The sequence below is a fragment of the Paraburkholderia caledonica NBRC 102488 genome (assembly GCF_000685095.1).
Classification (GTDB): Bacteria; Pseudomonadota; Gammaproteobacteria; order Burkholderiales; family Burkholderiaceae; genus Paraburkholderia; species Paraburkholderia caledonica.
This window is the reverse complement of sequence record NZ_BAYE01000007.1, coordinates 42093-66488: the sequence shown is the minus strand read 5'-3', so window position 1 is coordinate 66488 and position 24396 is coordinate 42093. Positions and strand designations below refer to the sequence as shown.

Sequence of the window (24396 nt, the reverse complement as noted above, 5' to 3'; positions counted from 1 at the left end):
TTGCACGCAGGAGAACGCAAAGAAAAACGGCACCGCGGTGCCGTTTCTTTTACTCAGAAGTCGATGCGCGCGTTCAATGACAACGTGCGAGGATCGCCCGGCGTCACGTAGTCGGCGTATTGGTACTCCCAATAGCGGCGGTTGAGCAGATTGTCGATCGCCGCGCGGAACGTAACGTCATAGCCGGCGATGCGGGTCGCGTAGCTCGCGCCCAGATTCACCAGCAAATAGCCCGGCGCATTCAGGTTGTCCGACGGACGCACATTGGTGTTGCCCGTGAACTTCGCGTCCGCGCCGATGCGCAGCCCCGGCACGTACGGCACCGAGTAAGTCGCATGGCCGGCAACCACAAACTGCGGCGCGCCCGCCACGCGGTTGCCGTTATTGGCCGCGCCTCGCTCGTACTTCGTGTCGATCCACATCAGGTCGCCGCCCACGTTCCAGTTGCGGCCGAGACGCACATCGCCGCCCATCTCGACACCCTGGAAGATCGACTCGCCGTCTTGCGTATAGACGTTCGCGCTATTCGCGTACGCCGAGCCGCGCTCGATGCGGAACAAGGCAGCCGTCGCGCTCCAGCGTCCCTGCTCGGTTTTGACGCCCACTTCGTATTGCTTGCTGCGCAACGGCTTGAGCAGTTCGCCGCGATTCGCATACGTATCGCCGACGACGGTCCCCGCTTCGAGCGACTCGACATAGCTCGTGTACAACGTCGTGGTCGGCGCGAGCTTGAACATCAGCGCGACGGTTGGCGTCAAAACGCCGTTCTGGCTATAGGTCGAGGTCGTCGCTCCAGTCGTCGAATAGCCGTGCTGCTCGTAGTTCGTGTAACGCACGCCGCCGAGTACCGACCAGCGCTGAGTCAACTCGATAGTATCGCTGGCAAAGAGCGCCTTCTGCGTGATATCGCTGTCGCGGTAGGTGTAGTAGTTGGACGCGCCGCCGAACGTGTTGGTGTTCGGCTGGTAGATGTTGCCCGTGCCGATCTGGCCGAAGAAGCTGTTCGCACCGTAGTCGTTCGTCTGGCGCTGATAGGCTGCGCCCAATACCAGTTGATGCTGCAACGGTCCCGTCTTCACACGGCCTTCCGCCGACACCTGCCACAGACTCAGTTGATGGCCTTCCTTGCCCGCGAAGCGGCTGTCGGTGTAATCGCCCGCGCCGTTCAACAGGTAGTACGTGCTTTCGTTGCGGTCACGCGAACTCTTGCTGTAGCTGTAGCTCGCGTTGAGCGTCCAGTCGGGGCCGAGGTTGTACTGCAGGCCGGCGGTGTAAAGCTGCAGGCTGGTGTTCAGATGCTGGTCGGGCCCGGAAAGATCGCCGGTACCGCCGCTTATCGTATGCGGCAGACTAGTGCCGGTGTATTGCGCCGTCGAGATCGCGCCCGTAATGCCGGTCGAATGGCGCTCCTGATATAACGCGCCGAAGGTCGCCTTCAGGTCGCGCGTGATGCGGGCGTCGAGTGCGACTGAAACCGAATCGCGCCGCACGTTGCCGTCGTTATAGGTCTTGCCTTCCTCGTGTGTGGCGTTCAGGCGATAGCCGAACATGCCGTCCGGACCCACGCGACCGCCAAGGTCCGCGTGCTCGGTCCATACACCGTCGGTGTAGTAGCCGACGTCGACGCTGCGTACTGGCGTCGTCGACACGGGCGGCTTTTTCGTCACGTAGTTGACGACGCCGCCGGGCGCGCCGAATCCGTACATGAAGCCGGTCAACCCTTTGAGCAGCTCCACTTTTTCGAGTTGCTCGTAGGGCATCGTGATGCCGTAGCTGTTGAACGGCATGCCGTCGATCTTGAACCCCGACTGCCAATCCAGTTGCATGCCGCGCACGGTCAGATACGTGGCCCACGCGTTGTAGGCGTTGCCGTTGTCGGATACGGAGGCGTCGGTGGCAAACACGTCGCCGAGTTTGGACGGCTGGCGATCCTGCAACTCTTCACTGGTGACGACGGTCGTCGAGAACGGCGTATCGAGCTGCGAGCGGGTGCCGAGCGCGCCGCTGCCGACATCCTCTTTCAGATGCTGGGCGGTGTCGTGTGCCGCCGTGACCTTGACGGCCGGCAACGCGTTTTCACCACTTTCCGAAGACACTACTGGCACCTGCTGCGCCAGCGCGGCGTGACTTGCCGTTAATGCCAGGCACGCGGCCCAGTGCAACCGGTGCATTGTGCGAGTCTTTCGTGAACGTCCTGCCCCGCTATGTTTCTTCATTGTCGATCCCGTTTCTCTATCTCATTTCTTCAAATGAGAATCATTACTATTTGTACGGGACGGGATATTGCCCAAAAACTTCGCCAATTGTAAGGCTGAAGACGCGACATTTTGTCGCAGACGCGCTGTGAAGGTGCCTTGGCAGCCTTACTAGGCGCGGCGGCGCACGCCCACTAGTCGAGCCGCCCGAGAGGCGATCGAAGCCGCGGACCCGCCCAACTTTCAAGGAACTTGCGGCTCACGACATGCTTCGCATAAGATGCGAACAATTCCCATTTACAACTTTGGTACCGCTGTGATCCGTCGTCCGCAATTCCGCTTCGCATTTCCGGTACGCCCATGAGGCGCCAGCTCGTCCGTCTGCATCGCTGGTTTGGTGTCGCCACTGCGTTGTTCCTGTTCGTCGCGGGACTGACCGGCGCGATCATCGCGTGGGATCACGAGCTCGATGCCGCGCTCAATCCTTCGTTTTTCAAGGCAAGCACCGAGGGGCCTGCCCTGTCCGGGCTGGAACTCGCGCGACGCGTCGAAGCCGCCGATCCGCGCTTGCAAGTGACATATCTGCCGCTCGTGGTAGAGCCCGGTCATACGCTGCAGATGATGGTGCTTCCGCGCACCGATCCCGTCACGCGAGAGCCGTACAAGCTCGACTTCAACCAGATCGCCGTCGATCCCGCCACCGGCAAGATTCAGGGTCAGCGGCAGTGGGGCGCGTTTTCGCTAGCGAGGATCGACCTGATTCCGTTCATCTACAAGCTGCACTACACGCTGCATCTGCCGTTCACCGGCGGCATCGACGTGGGCGTCTGGCTGATGGGCATCGTCGGGATCATCTGGCTGTTCGATAGCGCGATTGCGCTGTGCCTGTCGTTTCCGAGCCTCAATACGTGGCGAAAGTCGTTCGCGTTTCGCTTCAGGCGCGGCGGCTACGCGCTCACGTTCGACTTGCACCGCTCAGGCGGCGTGTGGATCTGGGGACTGCTGATGATCGTCGCGGTGACGTCGGTGTCGATGAACCTCGCGTCACCCGTTGTGCGCCCCATCGTCACGATGTTTTCGACGCTCACGCCGGACCCGATCAACAACCCGGAGATTCTTCGAGCGCCGAAACCGGGCGACAGCGTGCTCACCCGCGAGCGCGTCGTGCAACTGGCGCAAGAAGCGGGAAAAAAGCAGCACCTTCAGGCGCCTCCGGGGGGAATCTATTACGCGGAATTCCGGCATGCGTACGGCGTCGGTTTCTACGAGACCGGCAACGATCACGGCGACATGGGCCTCGGCAACCCGTGGATGTACTGGGATGCGGCAACCGGCAAGCTGCTCGGCCAGCAGATTCCGGGTAGAGGCACAGCGGGCGACGTCTTCATGCAGGTGCAGTTTCCTCTGCACTCGGGACGCATCCTCGGCCTCGGGGGGCGGATCCTGATTAGCGCAGCCGGCATCGCGGTCGCCGTGCTAAGCGCGACGGGGCTGCTGATCTGGATGAAGAAGCTGAATGCGCGCCGCCGCTCATCGCAGAACGCGCAGAGAATGTACAAAGCGCCAGTGACCAGGGACGCCGGCAGAGCCCCGGCACGGTCGAAGCCAAACGTCGCGCCCGAATAAACAGATACCTGTGCGCAACGGCAGCCGAAGCGGCGCTTCAATGACGGATGCCGCTCGCTGCGAGCCTTTACCGCAGCGCCCGGCGAGCCGCTGCGGCAAGCCCTCCCCCGTTTCTAACGGAACACCACCGTCTTGCTACCGTTCAGCACCACGCGATGCTCGACGTGCCACTTCACCGCACGCGCCAGCGTCACGCATTCGACGTCGCGGCCGATCGCCGTCAACTGCTCCGGCGTCATGCTGTGGTCCACGCGCTCCACTTCCTGCTCGATGATCGGACCTTCGTCCAGATCGGTCGTCACGTAGTGCGCCGTTGCGCCGATCAGTTTGACGCCACGATCGAACGCCTGGTAATAGGGCTTCGCACCCTTGAAGCTCGGCAGAAACGAGTGATGAATGTTGATTGCGCGACCTGCAAGCGCTTCGCATAGCTTCGGCGACAGAATCTGCATGTAACGCGCGAGCACGACGAGATCTGCCTGATGCTCGTCGATCACTTCGAGCACGCGCGCTTCCTGCGCGGCCTTTGCTTCGGGCGTTCCGCCCAGCAGCGGGAAATGATGAAACGGAATGTCATAGCTCGCTGCGAGCTGATAAAACTCCTTGTGGTTCGAGATGATCGCCGGGATCTCGATATTCAGCTGACCGGTACGGTAGCGGAACAGCAGGTCGTTCAGGCAATGACCAATTTTCGAAACCATGATGACGACGCGCGGCTTCACCGATGCATCGTGCAATTCCCAGCTCATGCCGAACTGCTCGGCGAGCGCCCCGAAGGACGCACGCAGTGCCTCGAGCCCCGGATCGCCGCCCACCTGCTGAAAATGCACGCGCATGAAGAACTCGCCGGTGCGGCTGTCGCCGAACTGCGCGGAGTCGAGAATATTGCTGCCACGCTCGAACAGAAAGCCCGACACGGCGTGAACAATGCCGGGGCGATCGGCGCACGACAGTTTGAGGATAAAGCTGTGATCGGTCGACATGACCTGGGTGACTCCCTTCTTCAATGCGTGGTTTGTTCGGTGTTGCTGTATGGTGTGCGGCGCAAGGCGCTTTGGCAAGGTCCGCGGTGACGTGCTTACGCGAGCACGGGCGGTGCGAACAACGCTTCGATTCCCGTGCACGCCTCTTCGTCGATCCAGCGGCGGCGCAGCAGGCAATCCAGCGTGGCAAGACTCGCGTCGACCGTCATTGCGCCTTCCTCGATCCAGCGCGCCACTTCGTCGATGCGCGCAAGCCGGTGCTCACCGACTTCGCCGTCCTGATTGCGCGGTGCGAAGTCCGCCGGCAGCGCGAGGTCGTAGATAAAAATCTGTTCCGCCTGGGTGCCTTCGGGCAGCGATTGCAGCACATACGCTGTGCGGCCCGCCACCGCGCTCACGGCAATCTCTTCCGGAATGCCGGCTTCTTCCCAGCACTCCTTGACGATCGTCGCCTCCACGCCGAAACCCCAACCGATTCCGCCCGCCACTACGTTGTCGAGCATGCCGGGATCGGTCGCCTTCGTGTCGCTGCGGCGCGCGATCCACAATTTCGGCGCGCCGCCGTCTGCATATTCTACGACGCCGTTCAGATGCACCGCGTAGGTCAGCGTGCCGAAAAAGCGCGACGCCGCACGTTCGATGTAGGCGAGCGGCGGCGCGTCGAACGCATTGCGGATCGCATAGGTCTCGTTGCGCCAGCCGGGAATGCGGCATTCGGCGGCAAGCGCGCCGATCACCGATCCGAGCGCCGCGCTCCGCAAGTCAACGGTGTTGAACGAAGGCGCGAGGTTCACGCGCGCATCGCCGATATCGAACACGTCGGGCCAACGGGCGAGCAATCGCACATCGCTCGAACGAATCCAGCCGACCTGGTCGGCGTCGATGTAGAACGGCAGATGCGCAGCAACGTCGAAGCGGCGCGCGGCGATAAGGCAAGGCAAACTCATTCGAAACTCCAAACTGTCGGCGGCAAGCGGCGGTGAGCCAGATCAATCACGCAACGCGACTCGAATCCCGATCGCAATGAACGTGGCGCCGGCAAGACGGTCGAGCCACACGCCCACACGCGGCCGGCGCTTCAACCACCCGCCGATGATTCCTGCACACACGCCAAACAGCGAAAACACCGCCAGGGTCTGCAACATGAAAAGCGCACCGAGTTCGAGCATTTGCACGGTGACGCTTTGCGCGCCGTGCGGCTGCACGAATTGCGGCAGAAATACGATGAAGAACAGCGTCACTTTAGGATTGAGCAGATTGCCAAGCACGCTTTGGCGGAACACGGCCGTCAACGGTTGCGGCGCACGTTCGTGTGCGGTCGCGAGGCCCTGGCTGCGCAGCGCCTTGACGCCGATCCAGACGAGATACGCCGCGCCGGCCAGCTTGATCGCCGGAAAAGCGAACGGCGAGGAGCGCAGCAGCGCTGCCACCCCGAGTGCGGCGAGCGTCGTGTGAAACGTGATGCCCGTCGCAAAGCCGAGCGCGGCCACTAGACCAGCCGCACGGCCCTGCGAGATGCCGCGTGCGAGCACTTGCAGATTGTCCGGACCGGGCGCCATCGTGATCGCAATCGACGTGGCAAGGAACAACATGAAGTTTGGCATCGTTCTTACGTTCTTTATTGCACAAGATGAAGCGCGCAACGGCGAGTTTGCCGCGCGCTCAATGACCGTCGAAACTCGTCACCGTATAGAGCGACAGCCCGCCGTCGGCGAGCAGTTTCGAGCCGCCGAGTTCAGGCAAGTCGATAATCGCCGCACCTTCCACGACGATCGCGCCGAGCCGCTCGAGCAGAATCTTGCCGGCCATCATCGTGCCGCCGGTCGCGATCAGATCGTCGATGATCACCACGCGGTCGCCCGGCTTGCAAGCGTCTTCGTGAATCTCGACGGTTGCCGTGCCGTACTCCAGTTCATAAGATTGCGACGCGCGCTTGTAGGGCAGTTTGCCCTCCTTACGAATCGGAATGAAGCCCAGATTCAACTCATACGCAAGAATTGGCCCGATGATGAAACCACGCGCATCGAGCCCGGCAATGTAGTCGAGCTTCGCGTCGATATAACGCTGCACGAACAGGTCGATCAGCACCCGCAGCGACTTCGGCTCCTGAAGCAGCGGCGTGATGTCGCGGAACTGCACGCCGGCCTGGGGCCAGTCGGGCACGGTGCGAATATGGCTCTTGATGTAATCGGCCGCATCGAGCGGCGCGCTCGCGAGCGCGTTTGACATGATGTCTCCGGATGGACCTCGACAGGTCCAATGAAAAGCTGAATCGGTGCAGCCGCACGAACCGTGCAGCAATTGCTAGGCCGCGGCGGCGCCCGCGCGGCGGTGTTTCGAGAGGCGCTCCTCGGCCTGCGCCAACTGTTCGGGCAAGCCGCGCAACACGACAATGTCGCTCGCGCGCAGCTTGGTGGACGGGTCCGGCTCCACGCCGCGAATGCCGTGTCGGCGAATCGCCGTCACTTCGACACCCAGTTCGTACAGACCGAGGTCCGCGAGCGTGCGGCCAACCGCGTCGGCGTTCTGGTCGACCGGGACCGATTGTAGCCGTACCTGTTCGTGGCCGTCGTCGTCGTCCATGTCGTCGGCGCCGTGGAAATAGCCGCGCAGCAGCGCATAACGTTCGTCGCGCATTTCCTCCACACGGCGCACCACGCGGCGCATCGGTATGCCCATCACGACAAGCGTGTGCGAAGCGAGCATCAGGCTCCCCTCCACGATCTCGGGAATCACCTCCGTCGCGCCGGCGGCCAGCAGCTTTTCCAGATCGGCGTCGTCGACGGTACGAACGATCACCGGCAGCGTCGGTTCCAGCTCGTGGATGTTGTGCAGCACGCGCAATGCCGACGGCGTGTTCGCATACGTGATCGCGATCGCCGCGGCGCGATGAATGCCGGCCGCGAGCAGCGATTCGCGGCGGCCCGCGTCGCCGAACACGACCGACTCGCCCGCGGCGGCTGCCGCCTGCACGCGGTCCGGGTCGAGGTCCAGCGCGACATACGACAAACCTTCGTGTTCGAGCATGCGCGCAAGGTTCTGTCCGGCGCGCCCGTAGCCGCAGATGATCACGTGGCCGCTTTGCTTCAGGCTCTGCGTGGCGATGCGCGTCATTTGCAACGACTGCATCATCCATTCAGTCGAAGACAGCCGCAGCACGATACGGTCCGCGTTCTGGATCAGGAACGGCGCGGCGAGCATCGACAGCAGCATCGCCGCAAGAATTGCCTGCAGCAGCGTGGCGTCGACGAGATGTTTGTCGAGAATCAGATTCAGCAGCACGAAGCCGAACTCGCCCGCTTGCGCGAGGCCGATACCCGTGCGCATGGCGACGCCCGGCGACGCGCCGAACAGACGCGAAAGCCCTGTGATCATGACCGCCTTGAGCAGGATCGGACCGATCAGGAAGCCCAACACGATCAGCGGATGCTCCCAGATCACGCGCGGATTCAACAGCATGCCGGTCGTGACGAAGAAGAGCCCGAGCAGCACGTCGCGAAACGGCTTGATGTCTTCTTCCACTTGATGCCGGTACGGCGTTTCCGCGATCAACATGCCTGCGATGAATGCGCCCAGCGCGAGCGACAGCCCGAACTTGTCCGTGATGAACGCCGAGCCGAGCGTCACGAGCAGCAGATTGAGAATGAACAGTTCCTGCGAGCGACGCCGCGCGACCACATTGAACCAGCGCGTCATGAAGCGCTGTCCGACGATCAGAAGCAGCGACAAAGCGACGACGATCTTGATGGCCGCGACGCCGAGCGCGTTGACGAGGTCTTTCGAATCGCCGCCCAGCGCCGAGATAATGATCAGGAGCGGCACCACCGCGAGATCCTGGAAAAGCAGCACACCGAAGATATTGCGGCCATGCTCGGTTTCTATCTCGAGCCGCTCCGCGAGCATCTTGCTGACGATCGCCGTCGACGACATCGCCAGCGCGCCGCCAAGCGCAACGCTAGCCTGCCATTTGATATGCACCCAACGCTCGAACACGAAACCGAGCGTCACCGCGATCGCGATCGTGCCCAACACCTGCAAGAGGCCGAGACCGAATACGAGCCGGCGCATGGAGCGCAGTTTCGCGAGCGAAAACTCGAGGCCGATCGAAAACATCAGGAACACGACGCCGAACTCCGCGAGGTTCTGCGCGCCCACGGAATCGGGAACGAGACCCAACGCATTCGGCCCAACGACGATGCCGACGCTCAGATAGCCGAGCATCGGCGGAAGATTCAGAAAGCGAAAAATCACCACGCCCGCGACCGAGGCCAGCAGCAGGAAAAGCGTCATTTCGAGCGGGGAAATCATCGGCAAAAACGCATGAGTGAAGCGTCCTCGTTCGTCAGCGGAACCGCGCACGCAACACGCCGTGCGACAAGGTTGAGGGGCCGTTATAGGGGGCGATAAAGCGGCCGTTGAAGGGGCCGATGAAGGCAGCGGCTTTGCACAGCAGGCCCGGCGCGGCGAACAAGCGCCTTTGCTATACTTCGCGAATGATAGCGAAAATCAATGGCGACCGGGCACTTGCGCTCGCTCGTGACGTGCTCGACATCGAAGCGGACGCCGTGCGCGCGCTTCGCGATCAACTCGACGGCGCCTTCGTCGGCGCGGTCGAACTCATCATGGGTTGCCGCGGGCGCGTGGTTGTCTCGGGCATCGGCAAATCCGGGCATGTGGCCCGCAAGCTCGCGGCCACGTTGGCCAGCACCGGCACCCCGGCGTTCTTCGTGCATCCTGCTGAAGCGAGTCATGGCGATCTTGGCATGGTCACCGCCGACGACGTATTTCTTGCGTTGTCCAATTCTGGCGAAACCGAAGAACTCGTGGCAATCCTGCCGCTCATCAAGCGGATCGGCGCAAAGCTGATCGCAATGACCGGCCGCCCGTCGTCGAGTCTCGCGAAACTGGCCGACGTCCATCTGAATTCTGCCGTCGCCAAAGAAGCGTGTCCGATGAATCTTGCGCCTACAGCGAGCACCACAGCGGCGCTCGCGCTCGGCGACGCGCTCGCGGTCGCCGTGCTCGACGCGCGGGGCTTCGGCCGCGACGACTTCGCGCGCTCGCATCCGGGCGGCGCACTCGGCCGGCGCCTGCTTACTTATGTCAGCGACGTGATGCGCACGGGCGACCAGGTGCCAAAGGTCACGCCCGAAGCGACCGTTCGCGACGCGTTGTTCCAGTTGACGGCCAAGCGTATGGGCATGACCGCGATCGTCGATAGCGAAGACCGCGTGAAGGGCATTTTCACCGACGGCGACTTGCGCCGCGTGCTGGAGCGTGACGGCGATTTTCGCGCGCTGTCGATCGCTTCGGTGATGACCGCCGACCCGCGCACCATTGGTCCGGATCATCTCGCAGTGGAAGCCGTGGAACTGATGGAGCGCCATCGCATCAATCAGATGCTGGTCGTCGACGAAGCGTGCAAGCTCATCGGCGCACTCAACATGCACGACCTGTTCTCGAAAAAGGTGATCTGATGGCCGTCGCGCCCCCTACCGCTACCGAACGCGCAAGCCGCGTGAAGCTGATGATTTTCGACGTCGACGGCGTCCTGACCGACGGCGGGCTGCTCTTCACGGCGGAAGGCGACACGATGAAGGCTTTCAATTCCATGGACGGCCACGGCATGAAGCTGCTGCGCCAGGCCGGCATTGAAACGGCGATCATCACCGGGCGCAAGTCGGGCATCGTCGCCGCGCGCGCGAAAGAAATGCATATCACGCACGTGTATCAGGGCATCGAGAACAAGCCGCAGGCATTCGCGGAGTTGCTCCAGGCGACCGGCATGAGTGCGGAACAATGCGGCTACATGGGCGACGACTGGGTCGATCTCGGCGTGATGCTGAAGGTCGGCTTCGCGGCCGCACCGGCTAATTCGCATCCTGAAGTGATCGCGCGAGCCCACTGGGTCAGCGAGGCGCGCGGCGGCCACGGCGCGGCCCGCGAAGTGTGCGACACGCTGCTGCGCGCCCAACACAAGTACGAGGCGCTGCTCGCAGCCGCCTGTAGCGGCGAACAGCGGGGCCTCGTCGGATGAATCAGTTTCGCCTGACTTCGCTGATCCCGCTCGTCGCGATGGCCGCTCTCGCGGGCATCACGTGGTGGCTTCTGCAAGCCACGTTGCCGCGGCAAAACGAAGGCGCGGTGCGTCCGAAGGAACACACGCCCGACTACTTCGCCGACAACTTTTCGGTTTCCGAACTCGATCAGTCGGGCTCGACGCAATATCGCCTGACCGCGCAGTCGCTGGTTCACTACGAAGACGACGAACTGAGCGATCTGGTCAAGCCCGCGATGCGCGCGTTCCAGCCAGGCAAGCCGATCGTCACAGCAACCGGCGACACCGGCAAGGTCAACGGCGACGCGTCCATCGTTGACCTGTATGGCAACGCACGCATCCTGCGCGCGCCAGGCTATGGCGACCCGCAGATGCAAGCCGATTCCGAGCATTTCCGCGTGCTCGTCAACGACGATGTGATCGAGACGGAAAAGCCGGTTAAACTTCAGCGCGGCGTCTCCGTAATGACTGCCAGCGGCATGAACTACAACAACGTCACCCGGGTAATGCAGCTCTTCGGCAATGTGAAAGGCGCGATCGCCGCGTCCGACGCCGGCGGCAGCTCGCCCAAGTAACCCGGGTAAATCCATTCCAGGCGTGACTGCATGAACGAATCGTTCCCCCGTTTTCATACCGGCCGCTCGCGAACCCTGTCCGCGTGCCGCGCCGGACTTGCTGCGCTGATTGTCGCGTTGCCGCTCGCCGGCTTCGCGCCGCTCGCGCACGCAGACCGCGCCGACAAGGACAAGCCGCTCAATATCGAAGCGGACAACATGACTTACGACGACCTCAAACAGGTCAACATCTTCACCGGCCATGTGGTCGCGACCAAAGGCACGATCGTGATCAAGGCCGACCGTGTCGACGTGACGCAAGACCCGCAGGGCTATCAGTACGCAACCGGCACGTCGAGCGGCGGCAACCTGTCGTATTTCCGCCAGAAGCGCGAAGGTCTCGATGAATACATCGAAGGCACGGCCGTTCGTATCGACTACGACGGCAAGCAGGACCTGACCACCCTCACCACGAATGCGACCGTCAAGCGTCTGCAAGGCCTTTCCACGGTGATGGACCAGGTGCACGGCAGCGTCATCACATATGACGGGCAAAAGGACTTCTATACCGCGAAGGCAGGCAAGGACGTCGCGGGACCGGGCAACCCGAGCGGCCGTGTGCGCGCGATGCTTTCGCCGCGCAACGGCGGCGCGGCGCCGCTGAACGGTGCGTCGGCCACGCTCGCGCCGTCCACCACGATTCAGGGAGCGCCGAATCAGTGAGCACCTCCGCGTCCCTCCCCAATCGCAAGCCGGCCGGCACCAGTAGTTCGCTGGTCGTACGCAATCTGAAGAAGCGCTACGGTTCCCGCACAGTCGTCAAAGACGTCTCACTCGACGTGAAAAGCGGCGAAGTGGTCGGGCTGCTCGGGCCGAACGGCGCGGGCAAGACCACGTCGTTTTATATGATCGTCGGCCTCGTGCCGCTCGACGCAGGCGAAATCGATCTGGACGGCAAGTCCATCAGCTTGTTGCCGATCCACAAGCGTGCTTCGCTCGGGCTCTCGTATCTGCCGCAGGAAGCTTCAGTGTTCCGCAAGCTTTCCGTCGAGCAGAATATTCGCGCGGTGCTGGAATTGCAGCACGAAGACAACGGCAAGCGCCTCACAAAAGACGCAATCACGAGCCGCGTGGAAGCCTTGCTGGATGAGCTGCAAATCTCGCATTTGCGCGAGAATCCTGCGTTGTCGCTGTCGGGCGGCGAACGCCGCCGGGTCGAAATTGCCCGGGCGCTCGCCACCAATCCGAGCTTCATTCTGCTGGACGAGCCGTTCGCGGGCGTCGATCCGATTGCGGTGCTCGAAATCCAGAAGATCGTTAAATTTCTGAAGCAACGCAATATTGGTGTGCTAATCACCGACCATAACGTGCGTGAAACGCTCGGTATCTGCGATCACGCCTACATTATCAGCGACGGCAGCGTGCTGGCCGCCGGCGCGCCGAGCGAAATCATCGAAAACGAAAGCGTGCGGCGCGTCTATCTGGGCGAGCATTTCCGCATGTAAGTGCTCGCGGGAATCGGCGGCGCCGCGCGCGTTTGCCGGTTCTTCCGTGGCAAGCGCCCGGGCCTGTTCCTGTCGCGGACGGCGCGCGTCCGGCGTCGCCGGGACCGGCGCAGCATAATTGCGAATTCGCAAGGTATCGCGGTCGTGGCAAACTCTCTACAATGAATCTGAACTTGCCATGAAAGCCAGCCTCCAACTCCGCCTATCGCAGCATCTTGCGTTGACCCCGCAACTGCAGCAGTCCATCCGGCTGCTTCAGCTGTCCACGCTCGAACTGCAGCAGGAAGTGGCAACCGCGATCTCGCAGAATCCGCTCCTTGAGAACGAGGACGACTGGATCGCGAGCCCGCTTCGCGTGGCGGCCGACGGTTCGCTGATTACCCAGACACCCAGTTCGTCAGCGCCACCCGACCAGATGGGCGGCAACGGCTCGTCATCGTCCAGCAGCAGTGAGCGCGCGGAAAACGGCGAGCCGCAAGGCGTGGACGAGTACAACGGCCTCTCGGGCGACAGCAACGGCGACGCGTCGCAATGGAATCTCGACGACTACGGCCGCTCCGGCAACGCCTCCGACGACGACGATCTACCCCCGCTGCAAATTCACGAATCGAGTACTTCGCTGCGCGATCACCTGATGGCGCAACTCCGCGTTACGCAGGCGGGTCAGCGTGACCGGGCGCTGATTACCTTCCTGATCGAGTCGCTAGACGACGACGGCTACCTTGCCGCCACGCTCGACGAAGTGCTCTCGGATCTGCCGGAAGAACTCGAAGTCGACCTCGACGAGCTGAATGCCGCGCTCGCGCTGCTGCATAGCTTCGACCCGGCGGGCGTCGGCGCACGCTCCGCCTCCGAGTGTCTCAAGCTGCAACTATTGCGGCTGCCGTCCTCGCCCACGCGAACGCTCGCGCTCGAAATCGTCGCCCATTATCTGGAACTGCTGGCCGCGCGCGATTTCACGCGTCTGCGCAAGCATCTGAAAGCAAACGACGACGACCTGCGCGACGCGCACATGCTGATCCGCTCGCTCGAGCCGTTCCCCGGCGCGGCGTACGGCAAGGCCGAAGCGGACTATGTGGTGCCGGACATCATGGTGCGCAAAACCGCCCAGGGTTGGCAGGCTGAACTCAATCCCGAAGTGGTGCCGAAGCTGCGCATCAATCACCTGTACGCCAATATTCTGCGCAACAACCGCGGCGATCCGGGCAGCGGTTCGTTGCGCCAGCAACTGCAGGAAGCGCGCTGGCTCATCAAGAATATCCAGCAACGTTTCGAAACAATCCTGCGCGTCGCGCAGGCCATTGTGGAGCGCCAGAAGAGCTTTTTTGTGCACGGCGAAATTGCTATGCGCCCCTTGGTTTTGCGGGAAATTGCTGATACGCTGGGCCTACACGAGTCGACTGTCTCGCGTGTGACAACCGGTAAGTACATGCTCACCCCGTTCGGGACGCTAGAGTTCAAGTACTTCTTCGGATCGCATGTCTCGACAGACACGGGCGGCGCGGCCTCTTCCACGGCCATTCGCGCGCTCATCAAGCAACTGATAGGAGCGGAAAACGCAAAAACGCCTCTTTCAGACAGCCGCATAGCCGAACTGCTGGCGGAACAGGGCTTCGTGGTCGCACGGCGCACCGTGGCGAAGTATCGCGAAGCACTCAGGATTCCGGCAGTCAACCTGCGCAAGTCTCTGTAGCCCGTCGCCTTCCGTGGCGGGCATTTACCGGCCGCTCCGCAAGTTGGCGGACAGGCCGGCCGATGCGACCTGCCAGAAGTCAGTCACCGGGGGGGCGACTCAGGCAAGCCGACAGATCGACCGGACCTACGTCATCGTGCGGACCAAGCGGCCATTAGCTTGGAGAAGCACTATGAATCTGCAGATCAGTGGACACCACCTCGAAGTAACGCCTGCGTTGCGCGAATACGTGATCACCAAACTGGATAGGGTGCTAAGACATTTCGATCAGGTCATCGACGGCAGTGTGGTCCTCTCGGTCGACAACCACAAGGAAAAGGACAAGCGGCAAAAGGTTGAAATCAACCTGCATTTGAAGGGCAAGGACATTTTTGTCGAGAGCTGCGACAGCGACCTCTACGCTGCGATCGATCTCATGATCGACAAGCTCGACCGGCAAGTGATACGTCACAAGGATCGTCTGCAAGGCCATCAGCACGAAGCGATCAAGTATCAACCGGCGCCGCAACTTGACGTGCCGCCGCAGTAAGCGAAATTAGAAGACTTACTTCATTTCGCTTCACCTCAGCCGCCCGAATTCGGGCGGTTTTTCGTTGGGATTGCGGTTTGTTTGTCGGTTGCTGTCCGGTTCCCACCGAACGATCCGCAAGGTTGCCGCGGCGCGAATCGCCCTGAAAAAAGAACCTATTGAGCATTGATGGCGCGCCGCACCATACGCCGCCGCCCTGTTCTATAATGTTCCGGTTACCATCGGGGTCTAGGTCGCATGCACGCGGTCTGCCGGAGTACTGTGCTTTCGGACTCCAACGCACATCGCGGTGAGCATCAAACGAATGGAACGCCAATCAATCGCCCCAGCGAGGAGAACCCAGGCCACGTTTTCGCCTGTCAACATGAATCGTTTAGCCAAATTTCTTCCCCTCGAGAACGTCGTCGTCGGACTATCGGTCACCAGCAAAAAGCGCGTGTTCGAGCAAGCGGGCCTCATCTTCGAGAACCAGAACGGCATCGCCCGTAGCACGGTCACAGACAATCTGTTTGCGCGCGAGCGCCTCGGATCGACAGGGCTTGGCGAAGGCGTCGCGATTCCGCACGGCCGCATCAAAGGACTCAAGCAGCCGCTCGCCGCGTTTGTCCGTCTGGCCGAACCCATTCCCTTTGAATCGCCCGACGGCCAGCCGGTCTCGCTGCTGATCTTCCTGCTCGTGCCTGAACAGGCCACGCAGCAGCATCTCGAAATCCTTTCGGAAATCGCGCAACTTTTGTCCGATCGCGAGGCCCGCGAGCGCCTGCATACGGAAGAAGACCGCGAATCATTGCATCGCCTGCTCACTCAGTGGCAACCTTGATGCAGCGGCGGTCATCCGCACGCCGCCTATCCGCACGTCCCACCGCCCGCGTGCGGATATAGCCAGGCTCGGCGCACGGCCCGCGTTAGCGTGGCCAGCGGTTTGCCCGGCAAGCGGCCAACACTGGAGTCACTGACTCATGGATACGTCCAGCATCAACGCCCAGAGCATTTTCGACGATAACGCCGCCACGCTGAAGCTAAGCTGGCTGACAGGGCATGAAGGCTGGGAACGCGGCTTTTCTTCAGAATCGGTCGCCAATGCCACGTCGAGCGCGGACCTCGTCGGCCACTTGAACCTGATCCACCCGAACCGGATCCAGGTCCTCGGCGACGCCGAAATCGACTACTACAAGCGCCAGACCGACGAAGACCGCTCGCGCCACATGGCCGAGCTTATTGCGTTGGAACCGCCGTTCCTCGTGGTGGCGGGCGGCGTCGCAGCTCCGCCGGAACTGGTGCTTCGCTGCACGCGCTCGTCCACACCGCTGTTTACGACGCCGATGTCGGCGGCAGCGGTGATCGACAGCCTGCGCCTATACATGTCGCGCATTCTCGCGCCGCGCGCCACATTGCATGGCGTGTTCCTCGACATTCTCGGCATGGGCGTGCTACTCACCGGCGACTCGGGTCTCGGCAAAAGCGAGCTCGGTCTCGAACTCATTAGCCGCGGGCACGGCCTCGTCGCCGACGACGCCGTCGACTTCGTCCGGCTAGGCCCGGACTTCGTCGAAGGGCGGTGCCCGCCGCTGCTGCAAAATCTGCTGGAAGTGCGCGGCCTGGGGCTGCTCGACATCAAGACGATTTTCGGTGAAACCGCCGTGCGCCGGAAAATGAAGCTCAAGTTGATCGTGCAACTGGTACGCCGTCCTGACGGTGAATTCCAGCGGCTGCCGCTGGAGAGCCAAACCGTCGACGTGCTCGGCCTGCCCATCAGCAAGGTCACGATTCAGGTGGCCGCAGGCCGCAACCTCGCGGTGCTGGTCGAAGCTGCGGTGCGCAATACCATCCTGCAATTGCGCGGCATCGACACGCTGCGTGACTTCATGGACCGACAGCGCCTCGCCATGCAGGACCCGGATAGTCAGTTTCCCGGCAAACTGATCTGAGTCGGTCGTAGATCGAGTACTTGCAGCCCACGCCAGTGGCCGGCTGCAGGTACGCGCGAGAGCAGTCAGATGCTATGATGAAACGGACCGATTTCACGACTCCATGCGCATAATCCTCATCACCGGCATATCCGGCTCTGGCAAATCCGTCGCGCTCAACGCGCTTGAGGACGCGGGCTATTACTGCGTCGACAATTTGCCGCCGCGCTTTTTGCCCGAACTCGCCTCCTACCTCGCCGAAGACGGAAACGACCGCCTCGCGGTCGCAATCGACGCCCGCTCGAGTGCGTCACTCGACGACATGCCCGCGATGATCCGCGACCTCTCGCGCGCTCACGACGTGCGGGTGCTGTTCCTCAACGCGAGCACGCAGTCGCTGATTCAGCGCTTCTCAGAAACGCGTCGCCGCCATCCGTTGTCGGGCTCGACCGCGCATGACGCAGATGTCGGGTTGCTCACGTCGCTTGCGGAAGCAATTGAACGCGAGCGTGAGCTCGTCGCGGGACTTGCCGAATTCGGCCATCAGATCGACACGAGCAATCTGCGCGCGAACGTGCTGCGCCAGTGGGTGAAGCGTTTTATCGAGCAGGAGCATGCAGGTCTCGTGCTGATGTTCGAGTCGTTCGGCTTCAAACGCGGCGTGCCGCTCGACGCCGATTTCGTGTTCGATGTGCGCACGCTGCCGAACCCGTACTACGACCATGAGTTGCGCCCGCTGACGGGTCTAGACAAACCGGTGATCGATTTTCTGGACGCGCTGCCGGTCGTTCACGAAATGATCGACGATATAGAGAAGTTTCTCGCCAAATGGCTGCCGCATTTCCGCGATGACAATCGCAGTTATCTGACAGTCGCGATTGGTTGTACGGGTGGCCAACATCGCTCGGTGTTCATTGCGGAGACGCTTGCCGCGCGTCTCGCCAATGCAGCGAATGTAATCGTGCGGCATCGCGACGCACCGGTCGACGCCGGGGCGTCATCGAAGTTAGTGGCTTAACTGGCCGCATCGCGCGGCCTTAACTCGAAGCGTTGCGCCATGTCCTCTACTTCTACTGTGCTCGCCGATGTGCCGCTGTTCCCGCTGCATACCGTTCTGTTTCCTGACGGCATTCTGCCGCTGAAAATCTTCGAAGCGCGCTACCTCGATATGGCGCGCGACTGCCTGCGCGAAAAGACGCCGTTCGGCGTGTGCCTGTTGAAAAGCGGCGCCGAGGTCGCGCGGGAACACGAGCCTTCGGTGCCCGAATCAATCGGCTGCCTCGCCGAAATTGAAGAATGCGACGTTGAGACCTTCGGCATGCTGTTGATCCGCGCGCGCGGCACGCGGCGCTTCCGGCTGCTGTCGCATCGCGTGGAAAGCAGCGGTTTGCTGGTCGGTATGGCCGAGCCGCTCGGCGAAGACCGGCCGCTGGAAGGTAACCAGCAACTCGCCAAGTTCGGCGCGTGCGCGGAGGTGCTGGAGCGCATCATCGCGACGATCCAGGAGCGTGATCCGGAAAGCCTGCCGTTCGCTGAACCGTTCAAACTGGAAGACCCGTCGTGGGTGTCCAACCGTCTCGCCGAAGTACTGCCGATCGCATTAAAAGCGCGGCAGAAACTCATGGAAATGCTGGATGCCGGCGCGCGCATCGACGTGGTTCATCACTACATGCAGCAGCATCAACTGCTGTAAGAGGCCGCTCCGCGCGTGACCGCTCAGATCAGCGAACCCTGCAGACTCTCCAGAAGTTTCCGTACGGGCGCGGGCACGCCGAAAGAATCGAGATCGCTCACCGACACCCAAGCCGTGTCCGCATCACGTAACGCCGCGAGAGCGCCGACACCGCGATCGAACTCTGCAAGCCGCGGCTCGATTTCCAGTTTGAAGTGCGTGAACACATGCGTGAGCGGCGCGAGCGGCGACACCGCGCCGTCGCCGCCGAACTCGCGCGCTCGCACGGCGAGTGCCGCTTCGTCCGCAGCCTCGGGTAAGCTCCACAGGCCGCCCCAGATACCGGACGGCGGGCGCTTTTCGAGCATTACCGCGTCGCCGTCGCGCAGCACGAGCATCCACGTGCGACGCGTCGGCACCGCTTTCTTCGGACGCGCGGTCGGCAGTTCGCGCTGACGTCCCGTCAGGTTCGCAACACAGTCGGCGGCGAACGGACAACGCAAACAGTCAGGCTTGCCGCGCACGCACAACGTGGCGCCGAGGTCCATCAGACCCTGCGTGTACGCGCTGACTTCGTCGTCCGATGCATTCGACGGCAACAGCGATTCAGCCAGCGTCCACATAGCATTCTCGACCTTCTTCTCGCCGGGGAACCCTTCGACGCCGAACACCCGCGCGAGCACACGCTTCACGTTACCGTCGAGAATCGTCGCGTGGGCGCCGAATGCAAACGACGCGATCGCCGCCGCGGTGGAACGGCCGATGCCGGGCAGTTCCGCGAGTTCGTCCACCGAAGCCGGGAACGCGCCGCCGTGCCGCTCGACGACCGCCTGCGCGCAGCGATGCAGGTTTCGGGCGCGCGTGTAATAGCCGAGGCCGGCCCACAGCGCCATTACGTCATCGACGGGAGCCGCGGCAAGCGCGGCAACATCCGGAAACCGCGCGAGAAACTTCGCATAGTACGGAATCACCGTCGACACTTGCGTCTGCTGCAGCATGATTTCCGACAGCCAGATGCGATAGGCGTTGCGCGTGTTCTGCCATGGCAGATCATGGCGCCCATGCTTGCGCTGCCACGCGATCAGCCGGGCGGCAAACCGGGACGTCAGCGCAGATGCGGGCACTGCGGATACAGCAGGCGCGGCGGACGGCGCGGAACGCGGACCGGAGTTCGGAGTTAAGCGGGAAGGCATTGAAAATTAGCGCTGACAGGTGGGACAAAAGTAAGTGGAGCGCTGACCTTGCACGATCTGTCTGATCGGCGTGCCGCACACGCGGCACGGCTGCCCCGCGCGGTCATAGACGAAATAGTCGAGCTGGAAGTACCCGCTTTCGCCATCGCTGCCGACGAAATCCCGCAGCGTGCTGCCGCCTTTCTCGATCGCCGCTGCGAGCGTCACGCGTACCGCATCGGCCAACAAGCCGTACCGTACGAGCGAGACGCGGCCTGCCGCAATGGTGGGCCGGATACCTGCGCGAAAGAGGCTTTCGGACGCATAGATATTTCCCACGCCGACCACGATTTCGCCGGCCAGCAGAGCTTGCTTCACCGACACCTTGCGCCCGCGCGTGAGCCGGTGCATCAGCGCGCCTGAGAATGCGGGCGAAAACGGCTCAACGCCAAGACTCGCAAGCAACGGATGCTCAAGCACGTCGCCGGCTTCACGCGGATGCCACAGCACCGCGCCGAAGCGTCGCGGATCGCGGAAGCGCAGAACGAAATCGTCGAAAATCCAGTCGACGTGGTCGTGCTTCGCCGCGGCCGGAGGATGCGGCACATGACGCAATACACGCAGTGTGCCCGTCATGCCAAGATGCACGATGAACCAACCCGCGTCGATTTCGAACAGCAGATATTTGCCGCGCCGCTCGACGTTGCGCACGACGTGCCCTCGCAAGGTCTTCGCAAGGTCCGCGGGAATCGGCCACCGCAGCGCAGGCGTACGGACATCGACGCGCTGCACCTTGCGGCCGGACACATACGGCTCGATCCCTCGTCGGGTAACCTCAACTTCTGGCAGCTCTGGCATGTCTAACTGGTCTGCAACTTGCGTGAGTGGTTGTGCGCGTATTGTAGCGAGCGCGTTACAATCGTCCGAAACATTGAACGGATTTCCATGAACTTGTCCTTCGTGAAGCTGTTTTCGAAGCGCCCGGCTAGCGCGTCCCGCGTGCCGCACGCAGTGTCCGCGCGGCGCTCGCTGGGGGTGGCCGCGCTCGCGCTCTGGGCGTTCGCCGCGCTGCCCGCGCACGCGCAGGACCCATCGCCGGAGTCGGACGACACCTCGGTCACGCTGTCCGACCCGCTCGGCCCGCCGTCAGCGGAAGAACAGAAAGCGCTGCCGAACGTGCAACTGACGAGCCAGATCGTATTCCAGGTGCTCGCCGCCGAAGTCGCGCTGCAGCGTAATCAGCCTGCGCCCGCCTATCAGACGTATCTCGCGCTCGCGCGCGACACGCACGATCCGCGCATGGCGCAGCGCGCCACTGAAATCGCGCTGGCCGCGCAGAGTCCGTCAGACGCGTTGGCCGCCGCGCAATTGTGGCAGCAGTATGCGCCGAACTCGGAACGCGCCGCGCAACTCGACGCGTCGCTGCTGGTACTGTCAGGCAAGCCCGATGACGCAGCGCCGCTGCTTGCGCGCGAGCTCGAGCAGGTGCCCGCCCAGAATCGCGGCAGCGCAATTCTTGCGCTCCAGTTGCTGATTTCTCGCGGACCGAATCGCATCGGCGGTCTGCACGTGTTGCAGGACCTGCTGAAGAACGATATGAACCGGCCGGAAGCGCAGCTGGCCATCGCACGTCAGCAACTCGTTTCCAATGACGCGCCGGGTGCTCGCAAGTCGCTGGAACAGGCGCTTGCCCTTAAGCCTGACTATTTGCCCGCCGCGCTGATGCTGTCGCAAATGGGCCCTGAGGAACGCAAGGAAGGAATCGCGTCACTCGAGAAATACGTGCAGCAAAACCCGAAATCGCATGACGCGCGTCTCGCGCTCGCTCAAATGTATCTGGCGAGCGACCGCCTGGACGACGCGCAAAAGCAGTTCGAGATCATGCACAAGGCGAATGCGAACGACCTCACGCCGCTCATGGCGCTCGCGCTCATCAAGATCCAGCAGAAGAATTTCAACGAGGCGCAGACCTATCTCACGCAGTACGCGCAGCAAGCCGAGAAGACGCCTGGCGCGGATGCGGGGCAAGCGTATATCTATCTTGCGCAGTTGTCGCTCGAACAGAAGAACGAAGCGGCCGCCGCCGACTGGCTCGACAAGATTTCGCCGTCGAGCCAGCAGTACATGCCCGCGCAGATCACGCGCGCGCAGCTGCTCGCGAAGCAAGGCAAGCCTGACGACGCACGCCGCCAATTGGCCAATCTGCGGCCAGCCGATCCGCGCGACCAGGCGTTGGTCGCACGAACCGACGCGGCCATCCTGTTCGACGCGAAGCGCTACCCTGAAGCGGAAACGCGCCTGCAACAAGCCACGGCGGCATTTCCGGACGACCCGGATCTGAGCTACGACTACGCAATGGCGGCCGAAAAGAACGGCCACTTCGACGTCATGGAAGCGCAGTTGCGCAAGCTCATTCAGACGCAGCCAGACAATCCCCAGGCGTACAACGCGCTTGGCTATTCGCTTGCCGATCGCAATCAGCGTCTCGCGGAAGCGGACAAGCTGGTCGAGAAGGCGTCGTCGCTTGCACCGAACGACGCGTTCATCATGGACAGCGTCGGCTGGGTCAAGTACCGCATGGGCAACACGTCGGACGCGATCAAAGTGCTGCGCAAGGCCTACGACATTCAGCCGAACGCTGAGATCGGCGCGCACCTTGGCGAGGTGCTGTGGAAAGCCGGCGATCAGGACCAGGCCCGCGCCGCTTTCCGCGAAGCTCGCAAGCTCGAACCCAACAACGAAACGCTCGTCAAAACGCTGCAACGTCTTCAGGTGAACGATCTTTGATGCGTATTTCCCGTTTCAATTCTTTTTCATGGGCGCCGCGTCGCGCGGCGCTCGGGCTCGCTGCGGCGGCCGTCGTAACACTGGTCGGCTGCGCCTCGGTGAAACCGCAGGGGCCGTCCACGTCGAATGCGGCGACCGCGGTGACCACGCAAACGAGCCGTGCTTACCAAGGCCGTTTCGCCATCCAGTACAGCGACCAGAATGGCCAGCAGCGCAATGCGTACGGCAATTTCTCGTGGCAGGAAACGGGCGACACGGTGACCTTGCAATTGCGCAATCCGCTTGGGCAGACACTGGCGATCGTCACGTCGTCGCCGGCTTCGGCCACGCTTGAATTGCCGAACCGCCAACCGCTCACCGCTGACAACGTCTCCACGTTGATGCAAAACGCGCTCGGCTTTGCACTTCCCGTCGAAGGATTGCGTTACTGGCTGCAGCCTTCGCCCGCGCCCACCTCGCGTGCCAAGACGGAACGAGACCCGGAACAGCCGTCACGCTTCAAGGAAATCACTCAGGACGGCTGGACGATCGACTATCTTGCTTACGCCGAAGCGCCGGCCACTGGCGTAAAACGGGTGAATCTGACGCGCTCGGAGCCGCCGCTCGACATCAAGCTTGTACTGGACCAATAAAACGCGCGCCTCGCGCTCTTGCCGCTTATTCGGCGCCACCTTGGCGCATGCAGCCTCGACATGATCGAAACGACCGACTCGCTGCGCGATTGCCTCGCGCCAGCGAAACTCAACCTCTTTCTGCACATCACCGGGCGCCGGCCGGACGGTTATCACACGCTGCAAACGGTCTTCCAGCTACTCGACTGGGGCGACACGCTGCACTTCAAGCGTCGCGCCGACGGGCTCATCACGCGTAGCACCGAAATCGCCGACGTGCTCCCCGAACACGACCTCACCGTGCGCGCCGCCACGCTTCTGAAAGCGCATACGGGCTCGCCGGAAGGCGTCGACATTGAAATCGAAAAGCGCCTGCCTATGGGCGCAGGGCTTGGCGGCGGCAGTTCCGACGCCGCCACCACGCTGCTCGCGCTGAACCGGCTGTGGAAATTGAACGTGCCGCGGCTGGAATTGCAGGCGCTGGCGTTGAAGCTCGGCGCCGACGTGCCATTTTTCGTTTTTGGAAAAAATGCGTTTGCCCAGGGTGTCGGTGAAGCTTTAGACGTTGTACAATTGCCGCCGCGTCATTTCCTGGTAGTGACGCCGAGGGTTCATGTTCCGACTGCAGCGATTTTTTCCGAAAAAGCGTTGACAAGAGATTCAAAAGCCCTCACAATTACGGACTTTCCTGCAGAACTTAGCTGCAACACTGAATGGCCAGAAAGCTTTGGCCGTAATGACATGCAGCAGGTTGTCGTCGGAAAGTACGCGGAAGTAGCGCAAGTGCTGCGATGGTTTGAAAACGTCGCGCCGGCGCGGATGTCCGGATCTGGTGCAAGTGTCTTTGCAGCGTTCCGTAGTAAAGCTGAAGCAGAAGCGGTGCAAGCTAAACTGCCAGGCGAATGGAACAGCGCAGTGGCCGCCAGTCTGGAACAACATCCACTCTTTGCTTTCGCGTCATAGGTTTTGCATCGTCGAACGAAACTCCACGTTCGGCGGGGCTCAAAGTTAGTGTAGGGGAGTCGCCAAGCTGGTTAAGGCACCGGATTTTGATTCCGGCATGCAAAGGTTCGAATCCTTTCTCCCCTGCCAATAATTCTCGCA

The 24396-nt window shown here is 62.2% G+C and carries 23 protein-coding genes and 1 tRNA gene; 16 read left to right on the top strand and 8 right to left on the bottom strand.

The genetic code is table 11. The features are described 5' to 3' along the window. Positions 1-53: 53 nt before the first annotated feature. A complete protein-coding gene (locus BCA01S_RS16275; protein ID WP_425176495.1) occupies positions 54-2171 on the bottom strand; it encodes a TonB-dependent siderophore receptor in 2118 nt (705 codons plus the stop codon). 384 nt (positions 2172-2555) lie between these two features. Here BCA01S_RS16275 and BCA01S_RS16270 point away from each other — a divergent pair, with 384 nt between their 5' ends. After that, a complete protein-coding gene (locus BCA01S_RS16270) occupies positions 2556-3821 on the top strand; it encodes a PepSY-associated TM helix domain-containing protein (RefSeq protein WP_027777811.1) in 1266 nt (421 codons plus the stop codon). Positions 3822-3934: 113 nt separating this feature from the next. On the opposite strand, the gene purU is transcribed toward BCA01S_RS16270, so the two are convergent. From purU to BCA01S_RS16245, 5 genes are all read right to left on the bottom strand, one after another. Beyond that, the gene (gene purU / locus BCA01S_RS16265) at positions 3935-4804 is read right to left on the bottom strand and encodes a formyltetrahydrofolate deformylase (RefSeq protein ID WP_027777810.1); all 870 of its coding nucleotides are present in this window, start codon (positions 4802-4804) and stop codon (positions 3935-3937) included. Between the two features lie 95 nt (positions 4805-4899). Beyond that, the gene (locus BCA01S_RS16260) at positions 4900-5751 is read right to left on the bottom strand and encodes an NUDIX hydrolase (RefSeq protein ID WP_027777809.1); all 852 of its coding nucleotides are present in this window, start codon (positions 5749-5751) and stop codon (positions 4900-4902) included. Positions 5752-5793: 42 nt separating this feature from the next. Continuing rightward, complete coding sequence (locus BCA01S_RS16255; RefSeq protein ID WP_027777808.1) at positions 5794-6408, bottom strand: LysE family translocator; 615 nt, start codon at positions 6406-6408, stop codon at positions 5794-5796. Positions 6409-6466: 58 nt separating this feature from the next. After that, entirely contained in the window at positions 6467-7033 is a 567-nt protein-coding gene (locus BCA01S_RS16250; protein ID WP_027777807.1) for an adenine phosphoribosyltransferase, read from the bottom strand. A 75-nt stretch (positions 7034-7108) separates the two neighbouring features. Further along, positions 7109-9112 carry a monovalent cation:proton antiporter family protein gene (locus BCA01S_RS16245; protein WP_027777806.1) on the bottom strand — a complete coding sequence of 668 codons (2004 nt, stop codon included), beginning with the start codon at positions 9110-9112 and terminating at the stop codon, positions 7109-7111. 185 nt (positions 9113-9297) lie between these two features. Here BCA01S_RS16245 and kdsD point away from each other — a divergent pair, with 185 nt between their 5' ends. The 11 genes from kdsD to BCA01S_RS16190 all read left to right on the top strand — a co-directional run bounded on the left by kdsD (position 9298) and on the right by BCA01S_RS16190 (position 18743). Continuing rightward, complete coding sequence (gene kdsD, locus BCA01S_RS16240) at positions 9298-10281, top strand: arabinose 5-phosphate isomerase KdsD (protein WP_027777805.1); 984 nt, start codon at positions 9298-9300, stop codon at positions 10279-10281. After that, the gene (locus BCA01S_RS16235; protein ID WP_020066962.1) at positions 10281-10841 is read left to right on the top strand and encodes a KdsC family phosphatase; all 561 of its coding nucleotides are present in this window, start codon (positions 10281-10283) and stop codon (positions 10839-10841) included. The genes kdsD and BCA01S_RS16235 overlap by 1 nt, the downstream gene beginning before the upstream one ends. After that, positions 10838-11437: an LPS export ABC transporter periplasmic protein LptC gene (gene lptC, locus BCA01S_RS16230; RefSeq protein ID WP_020066963.1), complete on the top strand. Its 600-nt coding sequence runs from the start codon at positions 10838-10840 to the stop codon at positions 11435-11437. Before BCA01S_RS16235 ends, lptC begins: the two co-directional genes overlap by 4 nt. A gap of 30 nt (positions 11438-11467) precedes the next feature. Continuing rightward, entirely contained in the window at positions 11468-12139 is a 672-nt protein-coding gene (gene lptA / locus BCA01S_RS16225) for a lipopolysaccharide transport periplasmic protein LptA (RefSeq protein ID WP_027777804.1), read from the top strand. Next, the gene (lptB, locus tag BCA01S_RS16220) at positions 12136-12921 is read left to right on the top strand and encodes an LPS export ABC transporter ATP-binding protein (RefSeq protein WP_027777803.1); all 786 of its coding nucleotides are present in this window, start codon (positions 12136-12138) and stop codon (positions 12919-12921) included. Before lptA ends, lptB begins: the two co-directional genes overlap by 4 nt. 178 nt (positions 12922-13099) lie before the next feature. Then, positions 13100-14614: an RNA polymerase factor sigma-54 gene (locus BCA01S_RS16215; protein WP_027777802.1), complete on the top strand. Its 1515-nt coding sequence runs from the start codon at positions 13100-13102 to the stop codon at positions 14612-14614. A 172-nt stretch (positions 14615-14786) separates the two neighbouring features. Beyond that, positions 14787-15143 carry a ribosome hibernation-promoting factor, HPF/YfiA family gene (gene hpf / locus BCA01S_RS16210; RefSeq protein ID WP_020066967.1) on the top strand — a complete coding sequence of 119 codons (357 nt, stop codon included), beginning with the start codon at positions 14787-14789 and terminating at the stop codon, positions 15141-15143. Positions 15144-15447: 304 nt separating this feature from the next. Further along, positions 15448-15963 carry a PTS sugar transporter subunit IIA gene (locus BCA01S_RS16205; RefSeq protein WP_027804462.1) on the top strand — a complete coding sequence of 172 codons (516 nt, stop codon included), beginning with the start codon at positions 15448-15450 and terminating at the stop codon, positions 15961-15963. Between the two features lie 139 nt (positions 15964-16102). Then, complete coding sequence (hprK, locus tag BCA01S_RS16200) at positions 16103-17071, top strand: HPr(Ser) kinase/phosphatase (protein WP_007179412.1); 969 nt, start codon at positions 16103-16105, stop codon at positions 17069-17071. 103 nt (positions 17072-17174) lie between these two features. Beyond that, positions 17175-18068: an RNase adapter RapZ gene (rapZ, locus tag BCA01S_RS16195; protein WP_027777801.1), complete on the top strand. Its 894-nt coding sequence runs from the start codon at positions 17175-17177 to the stop codon at positions 18066-18068. Positions 18069-18107: 39 nt separating this feature from the next. Then, the gene (locus tag BCA01S_RS16190; RefSeq protein ID WP_027777800.1) at positions 18108-18743 is read left to right on the top strand and encodes an LON peptidase substrate-binding domain-containing protein; all 636 of its coding nucleotides are present in this window, start codon (positions 18108-18110) and stop codon (positions 18741-18743) included. Between the two features lie 23 nt (positions 18744-18766). Here the strand turns inward: BCA01S_RS16190 and mutY are convergent, their stop codons facing one another. After that, entirely contained in the window at positions 18767-19915 is a 1149-nt protein-coding gene (mutY, locus tag BCA01S_RS16185; RefSeq protein WP_027777799.1) for an A/G-specific adenine glycosylase, read from the bottom strand. Positions 19916-19921: 6 nt separating this feature from the next. Further along, positions 19922-20752: a bifunctional DNA-formamidopyrimidine glycosylase/DNA-(apurinic or apyrimidinic site) lyase gene (gene mutM / locus BCA01S_RS16180; protein ID WP_027777798.1), complete on the bottom strand. Its 831-nt coding sequence runs from the start codon at positions 20750-20752 to the stop codon at positions 19922-19924. A gap of 87 nt (positions 20753-20839) precedes the next feature. Here mutM and BCA01S_RS16175 point away from each other — a divergent pair, with 87 nt between their 5' ends. From BCA01S_RS16175 to BCA01S_RS16160, 4 genes are all read left to right on the top strand, one after another. Next, positions 20840-22681 (top strand): tetratricopeptide repeat protein, encoded by a 1842-nt coding sequence (locus BCA01S_RS16175; protein ID WP_027777797.1) that lies wholly within the window; start codon positions 20840-20842, stop codon positions 22679-22681. Then, positions 22681-23313 (top strand): lipoprotein insertase outer membrane protein LolB, encoded by a 633-nt coding sequence (lolB, locus tag BCA01S_RS16170; RefSeq protein WP_027777796.1) that lies wholly within the window; start codon positions 22681-22683, stop codon positions 23311-23313. The genes BCA01S_RS16175 and lolB overlap by 1 nt, the downstream gene beginning before the upstream one ends. Positions 23314-23373: 60 nt before the next feature. Beyond that, positions 23374-24255 carry a 4-(cytidine 5'-diphospho)-2-C-methyl-D-erythritol kinase gene (ispE, locus tag BCA01S_RS16165; RefSeq protein WP_027777795.1) on the top strand — a complete coding sequence of 294 codons (882 nt, stop codon included), beginning with the start codon at positions 23374-23376 and terminating at the stop codon, positions 24253-24255. A 52-nt stretch (positions 24256-24307) separates the two neighbouring features. Continuing rightward, positions 24308-24384: transfer RNA gene (locus tag BCA01S_RS16160), tRNA-Gln, on the top strand. Positions 24385-24396: the final 12 nt, after the last annotated feature.

Bases quoted from the DNA above. Each gene is read 5' to 3' on its own strand.
- BCA01S_RS16250 (WP_027777807.1), bottom strand. From the start codon at position 7,033: ATGTCAAACGCGCTCGCGAGCGCGCCGCTCGATGCGGCCGATTACATC.
- ispE (WP_027777795.1), top strand. From the start codon at position 23,374: ATGATCGAAACGACCGACTCGCTGCGCGATTGCCTCGCGCCAGCGAAA.
- hpf (WP_020066967.1), top strand. From the start codon at position 14,787: ATGAATCTGCAGATCAGTGGACACCACCTCGAAGTAACGCCTGCGTTG.
- BCA01S_RS16235 (WP_020066962.1), top strand. From the start codon at position 10,281: ATGGCCGTCGCGCCCCCTACCGCTACCGAACGCGCAAGCCGCGTGAAG.
- BCA01S_RS16245 (WP_027777806.1), bottom strand. From the start codon at position 9,112: ATGATTTCCCCGCTCGAAATGACGCTTTTCCTGCTGCTGGCCTCGGTC.
- kdsD (WP_027777805.1), top strand. From the start codon at position 9,298: ATGATAGCGAAAATCAATGGCGACCGGGCACTTGCGCTCGCTCGTGAC.
- purU (WP_027777810.1), bottom strand. From the start codon at position 4,804: ATGTCGACCGATCACAGCTTTATCCTCAAACTGTCGTGCGCCGATCGC.
- BCA01S_RS16260 (WP_027777809.1), bottom strand. From the start codon at position 5,751: ATGAGTTTGCCTTGCCTTATCGCCGCGCGCCGCTTCGACGTTGCTGCG.
- BCA01S_RS16205 (WP_027804462.1), top strand. From the start codon at position 15,448: ATGGAACGCCAATCAATCGCCCCAGCGAGGAGAACCCAGGCCACGTTT.
- BCA01S_RS16275 (WP_425176495.1), bottom strand. From the start codon at position 2,171: ATGCACCGGTTGCACTGGGCCGCGTGCCTGGCATTAACGGCAAGTCAC.
- BCA01S_RS16190 (WP_027777800.1), top strand. From the start codon at position 18,108: ATGTCCTCTACTTCTACTGTGCTCGCCGATGTGCCGCTGTTCCCGCTG.
- lptA (WP_027777804.1), top strand. From the start codon at position 11,468: ATGAACGAATCGTTCCCCCGTTTTCATACCGGCCGCTCGCGAACCCTG.
- rapZ (WP_027777801.1), top strand. From the start codon at position 17,175: ATGCGCATAATCCTCATCACCGGCATATCCGGCTCTGGCAAATCCGTC.
- mutM (WP_027777798.1), bottom strand. From the start codon at position 20,752: ATGCCAGAGCTGCCAGAAGTTGAGGTTACCCGACGAGGGATCGAGCCG.
- BCA01S_RS16255 (WP_027777808.1), bottom strand. From the start codon at position 6,408: ATGCCAAACTTCATGTTGTTCCTTGCCACGTCGATTGCGATCACGATG.
- BCA01S_RS16270 (WP_027777811.1), top strand. From the start codon at position 2,556: ATGAGGCGCCAGCTCGTCCGTCTGCATCGCTGGTTTGGTGTCGCCACT.
- mutY (WP_027777799.1), bottom strand. From the start codon at position 19,915: ATGCCTTCCCGCTTAACTCCGAACTCCGGTCCGCGTTCCGCGCCGTCC.
- BCA01S_RS16215 (WP_027777802.1), top strand. From the start codon at position 13,100: ATGAAAGCCAGCCTCCAACTCCGCCTATCGCAGCATCTTGCGTTGACC.
- hprK (WP_007179412.1), top strand. From the start codon at position 16,103: ATGGATACGTCCAGCATCAACGCCCAGAGCATTTTCGACGATAACGCC.
- BCA01S_RS16175 (WP_027777797.1), top strand. From the start codon at position 20,840: ATGAACTTGTCCTTCGTGAAGCTGTTTTCGAAGCGCCCGGCTAGCGCG.
- lolB (WP_027777796.1), top strand. From the start codon at position 22,681: ATGCGTATTTCCCGTTTCAATTCTTTTTCATGGGCGCCGCGTCGCGCG.
- lptC (WP_020066963.1), top strand. From the start codon at position 10,838: ATGAATCAGTTTCGCCTGACTTCGCTGATCCCGCTCGTCGCGATGGCC.